We start from the raw sequence: 17761 nt of genomic DNA on the forward strand, positions 1-17761 counted from the left end.
TGCGGCGAATGTTGCGGTTGCTAAGGCGTGAGCTAATCTGGAGGCATGAGACCCACGAAACCGAGCGCCTCCGGCCGTCGCAGCTTCTCCATTCTTCCCCCGCTCGCCGTCGTGGCGCTCTGCCTCTTTTTTGCCCCGCGCGCTCGGGCTCTCTCGCCGGCGCCCGAAACCGGCGCCTGCTCCCTGGAGAACGCCGCGCCCGCAACGGTCGCCCTGGTCGATGAGGACTTAGACCTCCTCATCGACGATGGCCGCCGCGCCGCGCTCACGGGCCTGGAATTTCCGCCGCCGCCCGCCCAAGGCGCCCCCGAGCGCCGCGCCGCCGCGCATAAGCGGCTTTCAGAATGGCTCACGGGCAAAGACATTTTTCTTGGCGCCTTCTCCGGCGCGGCGGATCGCTGGGGGCGCATTCCGGCGCGGGTCTTCGCCGCAAAGGGGGAGGGGGCACAGGCGCCGCTCGTCTCGGTCGGCGCGGCGCTGCTGGAGGAAGGCCTCGCGCGCTTTCGGCCCGATCCGCCGGCAGCGCCCTGCGCCAAGGCCTATCTTGCAGCCGAGGCGCCGGCGCGCGAAACATTGCGGGGCCTTTGGTCCGATCCGGAGATGCGCCCGGTCGACGCCGGCGCCAAAGGGAGCGGCGCGGCCTTGCTGCAGCGCAAGGGAATGGTGATCGTCGAGGGCAAAATCCACGGCCTCGGCCAAAGCGCGGGAGCTATCTACCTGAATTTCAGTCAAAAACGGATTGAAGATTTCTCTGTCGTGATTTCGCGGCGCGATTTGTCTATTCTTGCAGCATCGGGAATCGAACCCCCAAGGCTCATCGGGCGGCGGGCGCGCGTGCGAGGACTTATTGAGACAGGCTTTGGACCGCGTATGGCGATTTCAACGCCCGCCGAGATCGAAATCCTTGACGCGACGCCTTGACCTCTTCAGGCGCGCGGCCTTGGCCGTCGCCTGCATCTTCGCGCTCGCCAGTTGCGCTGAGCTCGAGCGGCAGGGGCAGCTTTTCGGGCCCACGCCGACCCCGCCCACGCGGCCGGCGTCCCTCAAGACGGACAACCGCTCCTCGGTCCAGCACAAGGAGCTGCTGGCTCAATTCGGCGGCGAATATCAGGCCGCCGCCGCCGAGCGTTACCTCAACGACATTCTGGTCAAGCTTGCGCAAGCGAGCGAAACGCCCGGTCAGACAGCCTATAAGGTGACGATCCTCAACACGCCGGTCGTCAACGCCTTTGCGCTGCCCTCCGGCAATCTCTATGTCACGCGCGGGCTCCTGGCCCTTGCCGGCGACGCTTCCGAGGCGGCGGCGGTCATGGCCCATGAAATCGCCCATGTCACGCTACGCCACAGCGCGCTACGCGCCGAAAAGGAGCGCGAGGCGGCGCTGATCTCACAGGCCGCGACCGTGATCCAGAGCAGGCAGAAAGGCGAGGAAGAACGCTCGAAGCAGCGCCTGTCGGTGGCGAGCTTCTCCCGCCAGCAGGAAATCGACGCCGACGAAACCGGCGTCAGAGTGATTGCGAGGGCCGGCTACGATCCCTATGGGGCCGCGCGCTTCCTCACGGCGCTCGGCCGGTCGTCAGAGCTGCGCGCGGCGCTTTACGGAAAGCGGAAAGACTCAGGCTTCGACATCACCTCGACCCATCCCTCGACCCCCGAGCGCGTCACGCGCGCGATCGGCATCGCTCGCCAGATCGGCGCGCCAGGCATTGGGAACCGCGACCGGGTCGGCTATCTCGCGGCGATCAACGGCGTGGCCTTCGGCGACGACCCGATGGAGGGCTTCGTCCGCGACCGGAAATTCACCCACCCGCGCCTGCGCTTCGCCTTCACGGCGCCAGAGGGCTTCCTGTTGGAGAATTCCAGCGAGGCGGTCTTTGGGGTCCGGCAGGCCGACAATGAGGCGCTGCGGCTCGATACGGTCAAGAATCCGCCGTCCGAGAGTCTCGAAGCCTATGTGGCGTCCGGCTGGGTCGATGGCCTGCTGCCGTCCACCGTGAGGAAGCTCGACGTCAACGGCCTGCCCGCGGTGACCGCCGTGGCGCGCGCCGGGGAGTGGAATTTCCGCCTCGCCGTAATCCAGTCGGGCGACTACCTCTATCGCCTCATATTTGCGGCAAAGGCTTTGACCGACCAGGCGGAAAGGGAGTTCATGGAATCGATCGCGACCTTCCGCCGGATCACGCCAGAGGAGGCGCGCGAGGCGCATGGGCTCAAGCTTTCCATTGTCACGGCTGGGGTGGGGGATTCGGCGGAGAGCCTCGCGGCCCGGATGACAACGCCCAATCGCCCGCTAGAATATTTCAGGTTGCTCAATGGTTTGGATGAGAACGAGACGATCGCCGCCGGCGAACGTTACAAAATCGTAACGGAGTGATCGCCGCCGCCCGGGAACAGGATCCGGGCGCCGCGTGTTGAACGGCTAGAGTTGTTCAAAACGCGCGGATATCTCGCCAAATGATGCCCATGAGATAGCGCGCTATGGAGATTTGACCATGGCGTATCTTCCCGGTCTTGGCAGAGAACTCATGAAGGCGGCGGCGGACGCCCCATTCCTCGAGAGGGAAGAAGAGAGGGGGCTCGCGGTCGCCTGGCGCGACCATGGGGACCCCGTGGCGCTGCATAAGCTGACCGCCGCCCATATGCGGCTCGTCATCGCCATTTCCGCGAAATTCCGTCACTATGGCCTGCCGATCGCCGATCTGGTGCAGGAAGGCCATGTCGGGCTTCTCGAAGCGGCCGCCCGTTTTGCGCCGGAGCGCGACGTGCGCTTCTCGACCTACGCCACATGGTGGATCCGCGCCTCGATCCAGGACTATGTGCTGCGCAACTGGTCGATCGTGCGCGGCGGCACGAGCTCGACGCAGAAGGCGCTCTTTTTCAATCTGCGCCGCCTGCGGGCCCGGCTGTCCCGAGAGCCTGGCGCCGCCACGGCGGGCGACGCCTATGAGAGCATCGCCGAGACATTGGGCGTGTCGGTCGCGGATGTCGAAATGATGGATTCGCGCCTGTCAGGCTCCGACGTGTCGCTCAATGCGCAGCTTGTCGACGACGAGTCGGCCGGCTCCGCTCAGCGCATGGATTTCCTTGTGGACGATGCGCCGCTGCCGGACGAGGTGGTCGAGCAGACGCTCGACTCGGACCGCCGCGCGCGCTGGCTGCGGGATGCGCTCGCAATCCTCTCGGAGCGTGAGCTGCGGATCGTGCAGGAGCGTCGTCTGACGGAAAATCTCGTGACTCTCGAAACGCTCGGCGACAAGCTGGGCATCTCGAAGGAGCGCGTGCGCCAGATCGAAAGCCGCGCCTTGACGAAGCTGCGCCGCGCGCTCTCGCGTTTGAAGGACGACGACGCGCCCGAGGACGCGGCGCCGCCGTTGGCGCAGTAGAGCGTTCTCAATGCGGGAAGGCGAAGAGCCGCCAGGCGGCGATCGAGGAGGTCGCCGCGGCGAGAAGCGCGAGCGCCAAGGCGACTTTGAAGAAGAGCGGAAGGAGAAGGTTTTCTCCGACGACATGCACGCCTTCGACATGTCGAATGCGCCGGCCGTATTGATCGGCTTTGACGGTTTGCAAAGAGCGCGGGACGGAACCACCAATGGAAACACTGAAACGCGGCATGGCTTAATTTCCCATAATTGACCAAGGGCGGCTCGCTTCTGTCTCGAAAGGGGACAGGGGCGCGCCGCTGGCAATTAGGGTTCAAGCCAGGCGCCACTCATGGCATTTCCGCCGGATTGAGTCGATGTCATTCCCGACGCTCGCAAAGCGAGCGACCGGCAATCCAGAGCAACACCAGCGCTTTTGCGGCTCTGGATTCCCGGTCGGGCTTTCAGCCCGCCGGGAATGACAAGCGCCAATGCGAGCTGTTCAAACGGAAATGGCGTCAGGCGATGATGTCGGGAGTCAGCTGGTCCTCGAGGAAGGCAATGCGATCGCGCAGCGCCAGTTTACGCTTCTTCAGTCGCTGGATTTGCAACTGGTCGGGGGGACCGACCGCGACCAGCGCGTCGATGGCCGCCTCGAGATCATGATGTTCGAGACGCAGGCGCTCGATTTCGGCGCGGATCGCGTCCTGCTCCGCCTTGCTGGCATTATCATTCATTGCCGCAACACTCGCCCCGCAAAGCGCCTAGAATCGAGGGGATTATCGCGCCGCACACAAGGGGCGTTCAAGAAGAAAACGTTTCAGGTGGAGGCGAAGCCATAGGCTTCGCGCATTTCGCCGATCTGCGCGATCTTAGCGCGCAGCGGCGACCAGTCGTCGCTCTCAGCGATGGCCGTCCAGATCGACTCGACCTCGTCGATGAGCATGGCGCAGGGCGCCGCGCGGCGGAAATAAGGGTGGTCGAGCTGGACGTCGGCGGTCGCTTCATGCTCGGCGAAAGTCGCGCGGACGGGCGCGAATTCCGGCGCATCATAGAAGGCGGCGGAAGGACTCGCCTTCGCCCTTTCGCTACTCGCAAGGCCCCCGCGCCAATCGAAAAAAGTCTGCTCGAATGGAGCGCCGGAGGCGATCAGGAAATCGGTGAAGGCTTTCGCAAGCCGGGCGTCGGCCTCTTCCCCAGCGGGCGCGAGCGCAAGTCGGCGCAGCAATATCGTGCGAAACTCCTTTTGGAGAAGCGCTGCGAAACTGTCGAGCGTGCGTTGGGCGAACTCCAGTCCGGTCAGATGCAGCAGACATTCGGCGAGGCGCGCAAGATTCCAGCTCAGCGCCGAGGGCTGGTGGCCGAACGAATAGAGCCCGCTCTCGTCGAAATAAGCGGCGGTAAATTGCGGGTCGTAACTCGGGGCGAAGCGCCAGGGCCCATAGTCGAAGCTCTCGCCCGTGACGTTGATATTGTCGGAATTGAGCACGCCATGGACGAAACCCGCCGACATATAACCAGCGCCGAGCTTGGCGACGCGCGCGACAACCGTCTCGAAAAAGGCGCGCGCCTTGGCCTGGCCGGAAAGATCGGCAAGCGCCGGGAAATAATGGGCGCAGACGTAATCCAGCAGCCGATCGATCGCGCCTTTGTCATCGTGGTAGGCAAGCCGCTGGAAGGTGCCGATGCGGATATGTGAATGCGAGAGTCGCACGAGCACGCTCGAGCGGGTGGGCGAGGGCTCGTCGCCGCGCAGGAGAGCCTCGCCCGTCTCGATGAGGCTGAAAGTTTTCGAGGTGTCCACGCCGAGCGCTTCGAGCATTTCGGTCGCGAGAATTTCGCGCACGCCGCCCTTGAGCGTGAGCCGCCCGTCGCCGCGTCGCGACCAGGGAGTCTGGCCGCTGCCCTTGGTGCCGAGATCGAGCAGGCGCCCATCGGCGACGTCGCGCAACTGCGCAAAGAGAAAGCCGCGCCCGTCGCCGAGCTCGGCGTTGTAAACGCGGAATTGATGGCCATGATAGCGCAGCGCAAGCGGTTGCTGCAGGCTGTCGGGCAGGGGCTCGAAACGGCCAAAATGCGCAAGCCATTCATCGTCGGTGAGCCCGTCGAGCCCCACCCGCGCAGCCCAGCGCTGGTTTCGAAAGCGCAAGATCGTCTGCGGGAATTTGGCGGCGTCGACGCGGTCGAAAAAGGGGTCGCCCAGGCTCTCATGCAGGGCTTCGGGGCGGTAGGCGGATGTGACGGGCATTTGGGGCGGTCTCTTACGCGTGTTCTGGCGTGGAGCAAGGGTCGCGCCATAACACGGGCCGCGCTTTCAGGCGCGCTCAGTTTGATGACAAACCTCCGAGGCGGCCTCGCCCTTCGAGACGCGAGCTTCGCTCGCTCCTCAGGATGAGGCCTAACTGTTTTATGCGGACGAAGAAGCCCTTCATGCTGAGGAGCCTGCGCAGCAGGCGTCGCGAAGCACGAGGGGCGTCAACGCCACTTTGTCAGCAGTCTGCGCGGGCAGAAGGCCAGCGTCCAGATTCGTCCGTCGCGTCACATCCTTTCGGTCACCGCCGTCTCTTCGATCTGCGGCGTGCGGCGCGCCGTCGACGTGATCATCGGCAAAATGTCCTCGATACGCTCGGCCACCATATAGCGGACGTCGTATCCCTCGCGGATGAATCCGGAATTGTGCATATGCGCGAAGAGCGTCAGCAGAGGCCGCCAAAAGCCGGCGATGTCGGCGATGACGAGCGGCTTGCTATGCCGGCCGAGCTGAATCCAGGTGAGCTGCTCGGTGAGCTCTTCCAGCGTGCCGACGCCGCCGGGCAGCGCAACGAAAGCGTCGGATTTCTCGAACATCAGCCGCTTTCGCGTATGCATATCGTCGACGACGACAAGCTCCGTCATGCCCTGCAAGGCGATCTCGCGCTCGTCTAGGAAGCCCGGAATGATGCCGGTCACGCGGCCGCCGGCGTTCAGCGTCGAGCGCGCCACGACGCCCATCAGCCCGCAGGAGCCGCCGCCGAAGACGAGCCCGACGCCGGCTTTGGCCAGCGCCCGTCCGAAAGTTTCCGCTGCGACGGCATAGCGTGGGTCATCCCCCTCGGCGGAGCCGCAGTAGACGCATATGTTCTTGATTTTCTGCATAACTCTCTTCCGTCAACTGGCGCCTTCGGCTCGCCCGTCAAGCGGGGTGCGCGAAGAGGCTAAAGGTCTTATATGACGCCCAGGCCTCACCGCCGAGGCGCCCTTTCATCCATCACCGGACCTCGAATGCTCAGAATTGGTCAGCGCGTCTCGGGCGCTCATGCGTCCGATCCGCAAGACGCTTCCCTTTCCGAAGCCTCCTTCATCGCGACCATCCGCCGTCTGTGGCCCTATATTTGGCCTCGCGGAAGGCACGATTTGGAGCGGCGCGTCGCCTTGGTGTTTCTGCTGCTTATTGTCAGCAAGCTGTTCAACGCGCTCACCCCTTACGCTTTCAAATGGGCAACGGACGCGCTGGCGGAAAGCGGAGCAGATGCGCTTCCTGCTTTGGGCGCGGGAGCAGTCGGCTTCACCCTACTGATGGGCGCCATCCGAATCCTTTCGGTCATTCTGATGCAGACGCGCGACGGCATTTTCGCGGCGGTCGCGATGCACGCCGTGCGGCGTCTGGCAACCGACCTTTTCGTCCATATGCACGAATTGTCGCTACGATTTCACATCGGCCGCAAGACCGGCGGCCTCACGCGCGTGCTGGAGCGCGGCCGCAACGCCATCGAGACTCTCTCGCGCCTGGTGATGTCCACCGGCGCGCCCACGGCGTTTGAAATGGCGCTGGTGCTCGGCGTGTTTCTCTATCAATTCGACTGGCGCTACGGCGCCGTGCTCATTCTCACGCTCGCCGCCTATTTCGCCTACACGACTCTCGCCACCAATTGGCGTATCGCCATCCGCCGCCAGATGAACGAGAGCGACACGGACGCCAACCAAAAGGCGATCGACAGCCTGCTCAATTACGAGACCGTCAAATATTTCTCGGCCGAAGCGCGCGAAGCGGCGCGCTACGATCGATCGATGGACCATTACGAGAAGGCGTCGACGCATTCCTACGTCTCGCTCGCCGTTCTCAACGCCGGTCAGACGGCGATCTACATCATCGGGGTCACCACGATGATGGTGATGTGCGTCTACGGCATTCGCGCCGGACGCAACACGGTCGGCGATTTCGTGCTCATCAACGCCATGATGCTGCAACTGGCGCAGCCCTTGAATTTCATGGGCACCTTCTATCGCGAGGTGCGCCAGGCGATTATCGACATCGAGACCATGTTCTCGATCCTCTCGCAACATCCCGAGATTTCCGACAGGCCCGACGCCGAGCCGCTGGTGGTGCGTGAAGGCCGCGTCGTCTTCGACGACGTGCGCTTCCACTATGATCCCGACCGGCCGATCCTGAAGGGCGTGAGCTTCGAGGCCGAGCCCGGGCAGACCATCGCCATCGTCGGACCTTCAGGCGCTGGCAAATCGACGATCTCGCGGCTGATGTTTCGCTTCTACGAGCCGCAGGGCGGGCGCATCACGATCGACGGGCAGAACATTCTCGACGTGACGCAGGCGAGCCTGCGTGCAGCGATCGGCATGGTGCCGCAGGATACGGTGCTGTTCAACGACTCCATCGGCTACAACATTCGTTACGGCCGTTGGGACGCTACCGACGAAGAGGTCCGCGAGGCCGCGCGTCTGGCGCAGATCGACGATTTCATCCGCAGCGTGCCGGGCGGCTATGAGGCGCAGGTGGGCGAACGGGGCTTGAAGCTCTCCGGCGGCGAGAAGCAGCGCGTCGCCATCGCCCGCACGATTTTGAAGGGCCCGCCGATTCTCATCCTCGACGAAGCGACCTCGGCGCTCGACAGCTTCACCGAGCATGAAATCCAGGAGGCGCTGCGCAGCGTCGCCAGGGGCCGCACGACGCTGGTGATCGCGCATCGGCTGTCGACCGTGGTGGAGGCGGATGAAATCCTCTTCCTCGACCACGGCCGAATCGTCGAGCGTGGCCGGCATGCCGAGCTGCTGGAGCGCGGCGGCCATTACGCCGCCATGTGGAATCGCCAGCGCGAGGCCGCCGAGGCGCGGGCGAAGCTTCTGGAGACGGAGCGGGAAGAGGCCGAGGCGGAGTAGGGGCTCCGTGCAAGCCAACCGTCATTCCCGACGCTCGCGTCAGCGAGCGATCGGGGATCCAGAACAAAAACGACTGTCCCGGCCCTTGCTCAAGGTTGCATCCGGCAGCCGCCAGACTTACATTCGTCCCATCGATTTTCGGCCTGACGACTTGGCCCCGCTTCCACCGGAAGCCCGCTGACGACCTCTTTCCCCAAATATCGATCGACTCGGCCCGGCGCATGCGGGCTTTACCATGCTTGGAGATAGAGACATGGCTACCGGAACAGTGAAGTGGTTCAACGCGCAAAAAGGCTTCGGCTTCATTCAGCCCGACGCCGGCGGAGCCGACGTTTTCGTGCATATCAGCGCCGTTGAGCGCGCTGGCATGTCCGATCTGCGCGAAGGCCAGAAGCTGAGCTACGAAATTGTGCAGGACCGCCGTTCGGGCAAGAGCTCTGCGGATCAGCTGAAGGCTGTCTAAAAGCGCCTTCCCGCTAGAATAGGAAAAAGCCGCCGGTGCTCCCGGCGGCTTTTTTCACGTCGATGCTCTGCGTCGGCTGACGCCGATTCGGCCTGGACAGCTTGCATTGGGGTTTCCGACCGGCAATCCAGAGACCCAAGAGCATTGGTTTCGCTCTGGCTTCCGGATCGCTCGCTTGGCGAAGGTCAGCAATGACAAAGAATCAATCGAGCGGAAGCCGTAGATCGCCGCAAGGGCAGGGGAAATTGGCTCAACCCCCTGTGAGCCGCCGGAGATTGCGGTCCACCCGGCGCTTATAGACCGCCACGGCGCGGCCAGCCGCATGATGGGCCTGGCCCATGGCCACCGCGCGCGCCGCCGCGAAAGTCGCCTCGGCGGCGGCGTCGATCTTCTCGGAGACCATCAGGCTGCTCTCATGGTTGGGATCGACGGCGCCAAGCGCCATCTTCGTCAGCCTGACGGCAATGACGGCGTTCGCCGCGAGGCTCAGGGCGAGCGTGTCGGCGAAAAGCGTGGCGAGGCTCGATCTGTCGGTCATCCGCTTGAGTCTCCGGCGATTAAAGGCCGAGTTTGCGGCATATGCGACAGAATTGTAAAGCCCCCGCCGTGACGTAGGTCAAGGTATCGTTGTTGCGGCGCGGGAGGTTCAATCCATGGCAGAGCGCAGGCCCAGCCTCTCTACGAATGGATCGAAGTCGCGGTCGCTGTAAAGCAGGGCCAAGTCGCTCTCGATGCAGCGCGTGGCGATAATCGTGTCGATCGTCTTGCGCGTGGTCACGCCCATGGCGCGCAGCTTCCGGTAGTTCTGCGCAGCGGAAATGGCGATCTCACGTCCACCGAGCCCGACGATCGTCAAAGACGTTAGAAGCTTCTGCGCCTGGGCGAAATCGCGTTCCCTGTCGAAGCCCTGGAGCACTTCCGTCAGGATGAGATCACCTGTGGCGATTAGCTCCTCGCCGAGAAGTCGTTCGAGACGCTCGGTCTGGGGCGTCTCGGCGCCATGAAAATAGTCGATCCAGACACTGGAATCGACGAAGATCATTTATCGGTCCGCATCGCGTCGAGATCGCCGCGCCAATCAAGCTTGCCGCGAAAGCGCTTAATCTCCTTCTGGCGTTCGAGCCGGAGCAGCGTGCGTAAGGCCAGATCGACCGCCTCGCGTTTTGTCGTTAGGCCGGTGGCCTTCAGCGTTTCCTTCATCAGGGCATCGTCGATGACGATGTTGGTTCGCATGTGTATAATCCCCTCTTGTGATACACATCTTAAGCATGCCCCCTCGGGCCCGCAAGAGTGACCTCACATGACGGCGCAAGATGCCGGCGCCGGTAGCCCACAACCCCGCTTCCATCCCGCCGCTACACCCCCCATATTGCCGCCATGGCGACGTCTCCCGAGAAACCCAAGAAAACCGCCCCCAAGAAAGACCCCGCGCGGCCAACCCGCGCCAAGGCGTCGAAGCCCGAGCTGGCGCCGCTTGCGCCGCATCTGGCGCAATTGCTCAATCCGGCGCTGGCGCCTGGCTTCAGCGATATGGGGCAGGCGGCCTATGACGCGGATGGCGCGCCGGTCGACGACGAGGAGGTCCAGAAGTGGTTTCTGGGACCCCAGCCGCCGGCCGGCGGTGGCGTGCAGGCGACCTCGGAGTCGCTCGCCGAGCTGCTGCGCCTCGGCGATCCGAACCTGCGCGACACAAAGCCCTGGGTTCCGCACCGGCCCGAGCGCCCGGCGAAATCCGAGGGCGGCGTCAAATTCGAGCTCGTCTCCGAATATACGCCCAAGGGCGACCAGCCGGCGGCGATTGCCGAGCTGGTGAAGGGCATTCAAGCCGATGAGCGCGATCAGGTGCTGCTCGGCGTCACCGGCTCGGGCAAGACTTTCACCATGGCCAGCGTCATCGCCGCGACGCAGCGCCCGGCGCTGATCCTGGCACCCAACAAGACGCTCGCGGCGCAGCTTTACGGCGAGTTCAAAAGCTTCTTTCCCAATAACGCCGTCGAATATTTCGTCTCTTATTACGACTACTATCAGCCCGAGGCCTATGTGCCGCGCTCCGACACTTACATCGAGAAAGAGTCGAGCGTGAACGAGCAGATCGACCGCATGCGCCACGCCGCGACGCGCGCGCTGCTGGAGCGCGACGACGTCATCATCGTCGCCTCGGTTTCCTGCATCTACGGCATCGGTTCGGTCGAGACCTATACGGCCATGACTTTCTCGGTGCAGCTGGGCGAGAAGCTGGAGCCCAAGCAATTGGTGACGGATCTCGTCGCGCTACATTACCGCCGCGTGCAGGCGGATTTCACGCGCGGCACATTTCGCGTGCGCGGCGACACGATCGATATTTTCCCCGCCCACTATGAGGATCGCGCCTGGCGCATTTCCTTTTTCGGCGACGAGGTGGAGTCGATCTCAGAATTCGATCCGCTCACCGGCAAGAAGACGGTCGATCTCGAATTCGTGAAGGTCTACGCCAATTCGCACTATGTCACGCCGCGCCCGACGCTGCTGCAATCGATCAAGGCGATCAAGGAGGAGCTGAAGCACCGTCTCGATGAGCTGAACCGTTCGGGTCGCCTGCTGGAAGCGCAAAGGCTGGAGCAGCGCACGCGCTTCGATCTCGAAATGATGGAGGCGACGGGCGCCTGCGCCGGCATCGAAAATTATTCGCGCTATCTCACCGGCCGCAAGCCCGGCGAGCCGCCGCCGACGCTGTTCGAATATCTGCCGGACAATGCGCTGGTGTTCGCCGACGAAAGTCACGTCAGCGTTCCGCAGATCGGGGCGATGTACAAGGGCGACTTCCGTCGCAAGGCGACGCTCGCCGAATATGGCTTCCGGCTGCCCTCCTGCATGGACAACCGCCCGCTGCGCTTCGAGGAGTGGGACGCCATGCGCCCGCAGACGGTGAGCGTCTCGGCGACGCCCGGCAATTGGGAGCTGGAGCAGACCGGCGGCGTCTTCGTCGAGCAGGTCATTCGGCCAACGGGGCTGATAGATCCGCCGGTGGAGATACGTTCCGCCCGTACGCAGGTGGACGATCTTCTCGACGAGGTGCGCGCCACCAGCGACATCGGCTACCGCACGCTCGTCACCGTGCTGACAAAGCGCATGGCCGAAGACCTCACCGAATATCTGCATGAGAGCGGCGTGCGCGTGCGCTACATGCACAGCGACATCGACACGCTGGAGCGCATCGAGATCATCCGCGACCTGCGCCTCGGCGCCTTCGACGTGCTGGTCGGCATTAACCTGCTGCGCGAGGGCCTCGACATTCCCGAATGCGGCCTGGTGGCCATTCTCGACGCCGACAAGGAAGGCTTCCTGCGCAGCGAAACGTCGCTTGTGCAGACCATCGGCCGCGCCGCGCGCAATGTGGACGGCCGCGTGATCCTCTACGCCGATCACCTCACCGGCTCGATGAAGCGCGCCATGGACGAGACCGAGCGCCGCCGCGCCAAGCAGGTGGCCTATAACCTCGAAAACAACATCACGCCCGCCTCGATCAAACGCGGCATCGCCGACATTCTCGGCAGCGTCGCCGAGCAGGATCACGTCACTGTTGATACGGGTTATGACATCGCGCCCGGCCATAATCTGGCGGCGACGATCGCTGATCTCGAAAAGCGCATGAAGGAGGCGGCCGCCGATCTCGCCTTCGAGGAGGCTGCGCGGCTGCGCGACGAGATTCAGCGGCTGCAAAAGGTGGAGCTGCTCGCCGAGGCGAGCCCGATGCTGCGCATTTCCCTCTCCCGCAAGGCGGGGGCGAGCCGGGGAGGGGGCGACGAAACGCCGGCGACCCGCGCGCGCAAACCCACCGACGCCGACATGGGCCCGCATAATTTCGGCGGCGGCGAAGCGCGGCCTCTCGGCCGCATGCCGCCGGCGCGCCCGGCCGGCCGGTCGAGCGGCGGCAAGCCGGGGACGCGGACGGTGAAGGGAAAGCCGAAGTAGGCGGGGGCGCAACCCCTTCTCCCGCCTGCGGGAGAAGGTGGCCCCGCAAGCGGGGTCGGATGAGGGCGGCGCGGCGCACGTCTGGGCGAGATTTCTCCTAAGATGGTGCGAGAGTCAGGCTGCTATTGCGTGCAAGCCATAGGGAACGACACGCCAGGGCCGCGGCGGCCCTCATCCGACCCGGCTGCGCCGGGCCACCTTCTTCCGTAAACGGGAGAAGGATTCGTCGCCGCAACTCTCCGGTTCACAAATTCGTCTTTCTCGATTAGGGTCCGCGCCAATCCGCCGTCCGTTCCGGGCGTTGCGGCCTTTTTGCTTTGCCGCGCTAACCGTCTTCTCCAGCGGGAGGCGCCACTCAAGGAACCACATGGCCAAGGAAGAACTGCTTGAATTCCCAGGAATCGTGACCGAGCTGCTGCCCAGCGCGATGTTTCGCGTGAAGCTCGAGAACGACCACGAAATTGTCGCCCACACCGCTGGCAAGATGCGCAAGAATCGCATTCGCGTGCTCGAGGGCGACAAGGTGCTCGTCGAAATGACGCCCTACGACCTCACCAAGGGCCGCATCACCTATCGTTTCCGCTAATCCCTTTTCGGCGGAGCCGCTTTATATGACAGCCGAACCCGCCGCTCCCAAGTCGAAGCTCATTCTCGCTTCGGCGTCGCCGCGCCGTCTCGCCCTCTTGCAACAGGCGGGGTTGGAGGCCGACGCGCTTCTGCCTGCCGACATCGACGAGACGCCCCATAAGGGTGAATCGCCTCGCGCTTTGGCCATCCGCCTCGCCAGCGAGAAGGCGGCCGCCTCGGCGAAGGTTCGCGCGGCGCATGACGATCTGAAGCAGTCCTATCTCATCGCCGCCGATACGGTCGTGTCCGTGGGGCGCCGCACCCTGCCAAAGCCCGAGACGGCCGAGGAGGCGGAGGAGTGCCTGCAGCTTCTCTCCGGGCGCCAGCACCGGGTCTATACGGCGGTGAGCTTGATCACCCCGCGCGGCTTCGAGCGCAAGCGGCTGGTCGAGGCGCGGTTGCGTTTCAAGCGGCTGTCATCGATGGAGATCGACGGCTATCTCGCCTCCGGGGAATGGCGCGGCAAGGCGGGCGGCTATGCGATACAGGGCCTCGCCGGGACTTTCGTGGTGAAGCTCGTCGGCTCTTATACGGCGGTCGTCGGCCTGCCGCTTTACGAGACGGTGTCGTTGCTGGCGGGCGAGGGATATCCGGTGCTGCAGCCTTGGTTCGCCAAGGCGTAAACCTGTCTTAATGCGCGTCGTGCGGGGGCAGCTTCAAATGCTGTCGAGGCGGCGCGCGCGTTCTTCAAAGCTCCGTAATCAGCACGGCGTGGCTGATCGTCGAGGAATGATATTCGATCACCGAGCGACGCAGGCCGGTGATTTGCTCGCTGAGTTTCATTTCCAGCAGATCGGACGCGACGTCAGCGCGCAGTGAGTGCATCTCGCTTTTAAACTCGGCGCGGAGTTCGGCGATTTGCCCTTTGGTGGCCATTTTGGCCTCAATGCCGGAGATATCGCCGCGCATGTCGCGCAGCAATTGCAGCACGAGATTTTCCGGTTCGCCGCTCATTTGAATTCCTGCTGAAATGGCCTCGTCGAGCGCCGATCCTAGCGCGGCCGTGGGCGCCTGTCATGCCCGCTACGGCTCGACATACCGCCGGGCGAAGCGCCGTCCCAGCCGGGTCAGCACCTCATAGCCAATCGTTCCCGCCCGCACGGCCAGCTCCTCGACCTCGATCGTCTCGCCCAGCAGTTCGACCCATTCCCCGCGCCGCGCCGCCTCTTTAGGCGCGTCGGTCACGTCGAGCACGACGTAATCCATGGATACGCGGCCGACGAAGGGGCAGCGCACGCCGCCGACGATCGCCTCGCCTGCCGGCTTCCCCTGCGCGCCCGTCGTTGAGACGGGCAGTCCGTCCGCATATCCGACGCCGATGGTCGCGACGCGGGACGCGCCGGGGGCGGTCCATATGCCGTCATAGCCGACGGTCTCGCCAGCGGCGAGGTCGCGCACGGAGATCATACGCGCGCAAAGCCGCGCGACGGGCCGCATGGGGTTTTCCGCACCGGGCGTCGGATTGCCGCCATAGAGCCCATAGCCGGGCCGCACCAGATCGAAATGCGGCCGCTGCGGCAGGAAGACGCCTGAGGAATTGGCGAGCGAAGCCGGTATGCCGGGGAAATGCGCGCGGACGGCGAGGAAGCCCTCGATCTGGCGGTCGTTGATCGGCGAGTCCAAGAGCTGCGCGCTGACGAAATGGCTCATCACCAGCGTCGGCATGATCGCCTGCGCGCGCAGCGCGATAGCGTCGGCGTCCTCTGGCGCGAACCCCAACCTGTTCATACCGGTGTCGAAATGGATCGCCGCCTCTAGCTTGCGGCCGAGCGTGGCGCCAGCCGCCGCCCATTCCTCCAACTCCGCAATAGAGCCGATCGCAGGTCGCAATCGCGCTGCGGCGAGGCGCGGCGCGCAGCCCGGCGCGACGCCGTCGAGCACATAGATGGTCGCGTCCGGCGCGAGTGCCCGCGCGGTCTCTCCTTCGACCAGATTGGCCACGAAAAAGCTCCGGCAGCCCGCGCCGGCGAGCGCGCGTAGCACCGCCGCCAGGCCGAGGCCATAGCCGTCCGCCTTGACGACCGCTCCACATTCGGCCGCGCCTGCCAATGACGCGAGCTTGCGCCAATTCGCGACCAAGGCTGAAAGATCGACGGTCAAAAGCCCAGTCTCGACCGGCTCCGACGGGTCGGCGCAGGCCAGCAGGCGCTCTGTGGGCGAGATGATTCCCATGTGGCTATCTTACTCAGGAAACACGGCGTTCGCATGGCGCATTGGCGACGGCGCGCGCGGAATAATAATCCCACGCCTGCCACGACGTTTCTAAATCATCGACGACGCAATCTTTCCGCATGGCTTGCCGCCTGATTCGATCCAAAACGGCGGCGGGACGTCGGAAATCTTGAGCTTGACTGGCACGGAATTTCTACTGGATCAGTCAGATGTTTAGCCAGTTGGAAATGTTTAAAACCCCGAACAATTTTTAATCATCAGCGCAATTCACCGCACGACCGCGCAAAAGCGATAGCGCGGCAAACTGGCCCTATCAAAATGGTAAATTAATGGTTACCAGCGGGGAATCTCCCGCTCCGCGTCGAACGAAATCCGAGGGGCGTCGAGTCGAGGGGCATTCAAGTGACGACGGAACAAATCATTCTCGCCAATCAGCGAGAGATATTGGAGACTCAAGCTGATCTCCTCAAAATTCAAGAGCAGCTCAGGCAGAGCTATGACGAAATAAGGCTCACCCTGAAAGAGATACAGCGGTCGCAAGAAAGGCTCGTTGCAAGCCAGGAATGCGTCCGGGTGCTGCTGGAAATCAAAAATCGGCGGTTCTTCGCGGCATGACTTTTCCGAGCGCGGCGAGCGGAACGTTCAACCGGATCGTCATTGCGAGCGAAGCGAAGCAATCCGCGGGCCTATGGGTCTAAGCTCGCCCGCCTGATTCCACGCCAGCAGAAAGCGGGCTAAGCTCGCACGAACGCGCGCCGGAGTTCTTCTCCAGATTAGCGATGTGCGAGGCAACATCATGAGCGACGACGCCATTCGATTCGGCCGGCTGCGCCTAATTCCGTCGAGCGTCTGGGCGTTGGGCGTCGTCTCTCTGCTGATGGATTTCTCATCCGAGATGATCCATGCGCTCCTGCCGATCTATCTCGTCGGGACCATGGGCACGACGATGGCCCAGGTCGGCGCCATCGAGGGCGTGGCGGAAGCGACGGCTTCGATCGTCAAAATCTTTTCGGGGGCGGTCTCCGACTGGTTCGCCAGCCGCAAGCTGCTCGCCATTTTGGGCTATGGCCTCGCGGCGGTGACGAAGCCGTTGTTTCCGCTCGCTCCCAATGTCGCCTGGGTGATGGCAGCGCGTTTCATCGATCGCGTGGGGAAGGGGATCCGCGGCGCGCCGCGCGATGCGCTCGTCGCCGACGTCACGCCGCCCGAGCTGCGGGGCGCCGCCTTTGGCCTGCGCCAGTCGCTCGACACGGTCGGCGCCTTTCTGGGGCCCGCAGTCGCGGTATTGGTCATGTGGGCGACGGTCGACGACATCCGCGCCGTTTTCTGGGTGGCCTGCATTCCCGCCGTCCTCGCCGTGGCGGTGCTGGCTTTCGGCGTGCGCGAGCCAGCCGAGACCCGCCCCGAGCGCCCGGCGCGCTTTCCGCTGCATTGGAATGAGATGCGGGGCTTGAGCGGGCGCTTCTGGCTCGTCGTCGCCGTCGCTTCGATCTTCAGCCTGGCGCGCTTCTCCGAAGCCTTTCTGATTCTCAAGGCGCAGGCGGTCGGCCTGCCCGAGGCGCTGGCGCCGCTGGTGCTGGTCGCGATGAATGTTGTCTACGCTGGCGCTTCCTATCCAGTCGGCGCCTTTTCCGATCGCGGGGACCGGATCACGCCGCTCGTGGCGGGCCTCGTCATGCTGATCGGCGCCGACGCGGCCCTTGCTTATGCCGAGCATCTCCCGCTCGTCTGGGCCGGGGTCGCGCTATGGGGCCTGCATATGGGCCTCACGCAGGGGCTTTTCGCCGCCCTTGTCGCCGATACGGCGCCTGCCGCGTTGAGGGGCACCGCATTCGGCGTTTTCAACCTCACGGGCGGACTGGCTTTGCTCGTTGCGAGCCTTTTGGCGGGCAGGCTCTGGGACGTCTACGGACCCTGGGCGGCCTTCGCGGCGGGAGGCGGCTGCGCTCTGATGTCGCTGGTTATTTTACTGAGCTTTTCAGGCGCCCTTTCGTCCCCGCCCGCCCCGCAGCGCCAGTGACGGAAAAGCCCAATGAGG

At 64.1% G+C, this 17761-nt stretch carries 19 protein-coding genes; 10 read left to right on the top strand and 9 right to left on the bottom strand.

Features of this window, described 5'->3' with window-relative positions; genetic code table 11:
• The first annotated feature begins 45 nt into the window (after positions 1 to 45).
• The 3 genes from OGR47_RS08775 (at position 46) to OGR47_RS08785 (ending at position 3383) form a co-directional block, all read left to right on the top strand.
• A complete protein-coding gene (locus tag OGR47_RS08775; protein ID WP_165050160.1) occupies positions 46 to 921 on the top strand; it encodes a thermonuclease family protein in 876 nt (291 codons plus the stop codon).
• Positions 905 to 2374 carry a M48 family metalloprotease gene (locus tag OGR47_RS08780; RefSeq protein WP_165050158.1) on the top strand — a complete coding sequence of 490 codons (1470 nt, stop codon included), beginning with the start codon at positions 905 to 907 and terminating at the stop codon, positions 2372 to 2374. Before OGR47_RS08775 ends, OGR47_RS08780 begins: the two co-directional genes overlap by 17 nt.
• Before the next feature lie 118 nt (positions 2375 to 2492).
• On the top strand, positions 2493 to 3383 hold the full coding sequence (locus OGR47_RS08785) for an RNA polymerase factor sigma-32 (protein ID WP_165050155.1): 891 nt from the start codon (positions 2493 to 2495) through the stop codon (positions 3381 to 3383).
• A gap of 7 nt (positions 3384 to 3390) precedes the next feature.
• Here OGR47_RS08785 and OGR47_RS08790 read toward each other — a convergent pair whose 3' ends face one another.
• The 4 genes from OGR47_RS08790 to OGR47_RS08805 all read right to left on the bottom strand — a co-directional run bounded on the left by OGR47_RS08790 (position 3391) and on the right by OGR47_RS08805 (position 6494).
• Positions 3391 to 3612, bottom strand: a complete 222-nt coding sequence (locus tag OGR47_RS08790; protein ID WP_165050154.1) for a hypothetical protein — start codon at positions 3610 to 3612, stop codon at positions 3391 to 3393.
• A gap of 265 nt (positions 3613 to 3877) precedes the next feature.
• A complete protein-coding gene (locus tag OGR47_RS08795) occupies positions 3878 to 4096 on the bottom strand; it encodes a YdcH family protein (RefSeq protein ID WP_165050152.1) in 219 nt (72 codons plus the stop codon).
• Positions 4097 to 4179: 83 nt separating this feature from the next.
• Positions 4180 to 5607 (bottom strand): protein adenylyltransferase SelO, encoded by a 1428-nt coding sequence (locus OGR47_RS08800; protein ID WP_165050149.1) that lies wholly within the window; start codon positions 5605 to 5607, stop codon positions 4180 to 4182.
• A gap of 290 nt (positions 5608 to 5897) precedes the next feature.
• Positions 5898 to 6494: a TIGR00730 family Rossman fold protein gene (locus tag OGR47_RS08805; RefSeq protein ID WP_165050147.1), complete on the bottom strand. Its 597-nt coding sequence runs from the start codon at positions 6492 to 6494 to the stop codon at positions 5898 to 5900.
• 126 nt (positions 6495 to 6620) lie between these two features.
• On the opposite strand from OGR47_RS08805, the gene OGR47_RS08810 reads away from it, so the two are divergent.
• Both OGR47_RS08810 and OGR47_RS08815 read left to right on the top strand, forming a co-directional pair.
• Positions 6621 to 8510, top strand: coding sequence for an ABCB family ABC transporter ATP-binding protein/permease (locus tag OGR47_RS08810; protein ID WP_165050145.1), 1890 nt, complete (start codon positions 6621 to 6623; stop codon positions 8508 to 8510).
• A gap of 253 nt (positions 8511 to 8763) precedes the next feature.
• On the top strand, positions 8764 to 8973 hold the full coding sequence (locus tag OGR47_RS08815) for a cold-shock protein (protein ID WP_165050143.1): 210 nt from the start codon (positions 8764 to 8766) through the stop codon (positions 8971 to 8973).
• A gap of 250 nt (positions 8974 to 9223) precedes the next feature.
• Here the strand turns inward: OGR47_RS08815 and OGR47_RS08820 are convergent, their stop codons facing one another.
• The 3 genes from OGR47_RS08820 to OGR47_RS08830 form a co-directional block, all read right to left on the bottom strand.
• Positions 9224 to 9511, bottom strand: coding sequence for a hypothetical protein (locus OGR47_RS08820; RefSeq protein WP_165050141.1), 288 nt, complete (start codon positions 9509 to 9511; stop codon positions 9224 to 9226).
• Positions 9512 to 9619: 108 nt separating this feature from the next.
• The gene (locus tag OGR47_RS08825) at positions 9620 to 10015 is read right to left on the bottom strand and encodes a PIN domain nuclease (RefSeq protein ID WP_165050139.1); all 396 of its coding nucleotides are present in this window, start codon (positions 10013 to 10015) and stop codon (positions 9620 to 9622) included.
• A complete protein-coding gene (locus OGR47_RS08830; RefSeq protein WP_165050137.1) occupies positions 10012 to 10206 on the bottom strand; it encodes a type II toxin-antitoxin system VapB family antitoxin in 195 nt (64 codons plus the stop codon). The genes OGR47_RS08825 and OGR47_RS08830 overlap by 4 nt, the downstream gene beginning before the upstream one ends.
• A 144-nt stretch (positions 10207 to 10350) precedes the next feature.
• On the opposite strand from OGR47_RS08830, the gene uvrB reads away from it, so the two are divergent.
• The 3 genes from uvrB to OGR47_RS08845 all read left to right on the top strand — a co-directional run bounded on the left by uvrB (position 10351) and on the right by OGR47_RS08845 (position 14174).
• Positions 10351 to 12924 (top strand): excinuclease ABC subunit UvrB, encoded by a 2574-nt coding sequence (gene uvrB / locus OGR47_RS08835; RefSeq protein ID WP_165050135.1) that lies wholly within the window; start codon positions 10351 to 10353, stop codon positions 12922 to 12924.
• A 367-nt stretch (positions 12925 to 13291) separates the two neighbouring features.
• Positions 13292 to 13510 carry a translation initiation factor IF-1 gene (gene infA / locus OGR47_RS08840; RefSeq protein ID WP_165050133.1) on the top strand — a complete coding sequence of 73 codons (219 nt, stop codon included), beginning with the start codon at positions 13292 to 13294 and terminating at the stop codon, positions 13508 to 13510.
• A gap of 25 nt (positions 13511 to 13535) precedes the next feature.
• A complete protein-coding gene (locus tag OGR47_RS08845) occupies positions 13536 to 14174 on the top strand; it encodes a Maf-like protein (RefSeq protein ID WP_165050130.1) in 639 nt (212 codons plus the stop codon).
• A 64-nt stretch (positions 14175 to 14238) separates the two neighbouring features.
• On the opposite strand, the gene OGR47_RS08850 is transcribed toward OGR47_RS08845, so the two are convergent.
• Complete coding sequence (locus tag OGR47_RS08850) at positions 14239 to 14505, bottom strand: hypothetical protein (RefSeq protein ID WP_165050128.1); 267 nt, start codon at positions 14503 to 14505, stop codon at positions 14239 to 14241.
• Between the two features lie 69 nt (positions 14506 to 14574).
• Positions 14575 to 15723 (bottom strand): alanine racemase, encoded by a 1149-nt coding sequence (alr, locus tag OGR47_RS08855; protein ID WP_165050126.1) that lies wholly within the window; start codon positions 15721 to 15723, stop codon positions 14575 to 14577.
• Between the two features lie 402 nt (positions 15724 to 16125).
• On the opposite strand from alr, the gene OGR47_RS08860 reads away from it, so the two are divergent.
• Together OGR47_RS08860 and OGR47_RS08865 are read left to right on the top strand one after the other, a co-directional pair.
• Positions 16126 to 16338 carry a hypothetical protein gene (locus tag OGR47_RS08860; RefSeq protein ID WP_165050124.1) on the top strand — a complete coding sequence of 71 codons (213 nt, stop codon included), beginning with the start codon at positions 16126 to 16128 and terminating at the stop codon, positions 16336 to 16338.
• 181 nt (positions 16339 to 16519) lie between these two features.
• A complete protein-coding gene (locus OGR47_RS08865; RefSeq protein WP_165050122.1) occupies positions 16520 to 17743 on the top strand; it encodes an MFS transporter in 1224 nt (407 codons plus the stop codon).
• Positions 17744 to 17761: the final 18 nt, after the last annotated feature.

The organism is Methylocystis sp. MJC1 (genome assembly GCF_026427715.1).
Lineage (GTDB): Bacteria > Pseudomonadota > Alphaproteobacteria > Rhizobiales > Beijerinckiaceae > Methylocystis.

Excerpts from the sequence above, each read along its gene's own strand:
- OGR47_RS08810 (WP_165050145.1), top strand. The coding sequence starts at position 6,621 with ATGCTCAGAATTGGTCAGCGCGTCTCGGGCGCTCATGCGTCCGATCCG.
- OGR47_RS08795 (WP_165050152.1), bottom strand. The coding sequence starts at position 4,096 with ATGAATGATAATGCCAGCAAGGCGGAGCAGGACGCGATCCGCGCCGAA.
- OGR47_RS08820 (WP_165050141.1), bottom strand. The coding sequence starts at position 9,511 with ATGACCGACAGATCGAGCCTCGCCACGCTTTTCGCCGACACGCTCGCC.
- OGR47_RS08785 (WP_165050155.1), top strand. The coding sequence starts at position 2,493 with ATGGCGTATCTTCCCGGTCTTGGCAGAGAACTCATGAAGGCGGCGGCG.
- OGR47_RS08830 (WP_165050137.1), bottom strand. The coding sequence starts at position 10,206 with ATGCGAACCAACATCGTCATCGACGATGCCCTGATGAAGGAAACGCTG.
- OGR47_RS08815 (WP_165050143.1), top strand. The coding sequence starts at position 8,764 with ATGGCTACCGGAACAGTGAAGTGGTTCAACGCGCAAAAAGGCTTCGGC.
- OGR47_RS08850 (WP_165050128.1), bottom strand. The coding sequence starts at position 14,505 with ATGAGCGGCGAACCGGAAAATCTCGTGCTGCAATTGCTGCGCGACATG.
- alr (WP_165050126.1), bottom strand. The coding sequence starts at position 15,723 with ATGGGAATCATCTCGCCCACAGAGCGCCTGCTGGCCTGCGCCGACCCG.
- OGR47_RS08775 (WP_165050160.1), top strand. The coding sequence starts at position 46 with ATGAGACCCACGAAACCGAGCGCCTCCGGCCGTCGCAGCTTCTCCATT.
- OGR47_RS08845 (WP_165050130.1), top strand. The coding sequence starts at position 13,536 with ATGACAGCCGAACCCGCCGCTCCCAAGTCGAAGCTCATTCTCGCTTCG.
- OGR47_RS08865 (WP_165050122.1), top strand. The coding sequence starts at position 16,520 with ATGAGCGACGACGCCATTCGATTCGGCCGGCTGCGCCTAATTCCGTCG.
- infA (WP_165050133.1), top strand. The coding sequence starts at position 13,292 with ATGGCCAAGGAAGAACTGCTTGAATTCCCAGGAATCGTGACCGAGCTG.
- OGR47_RS08800 (WP_165050149.1), bottom strand. The coding sequence starts at position 5,607 with ATGCCCGTCACATCCGCCTACCGCCCCGAAGCCCTGCATGAGAGCCTG.
- OGR47_RS08790 (WP_165050154.1), bottom strand. The coding sequence starts at position 3,612 with ATGCCGCGTTTCAGTGTTTCCATTGGTGGTTCCGTCCCGCGCTCTTTG.
- OGR47_RS08825 (WP_165050139.1), bottom strand. The coding sequence starts at position 10,015 with ATGATCTTCGTCGATTCCAGTGTCTGGATCGACTATTTTCATGGCGCC.
- uvrB (WP_165050135.1), top strand. The coding sequence starts at position 10,351 with ATGGCGACGTCTCCCGAGAAACCCAAGAAAACCGCCCCCAAGAAAGAC.
- OGR47_RS08805 (WP_165050147.1), bottom strand. The coding sequence starts at position 6,494 with ATGCAGAAAATCAAGAACATATGCGTCTACTGCGGCTCCGCCGAGGGG.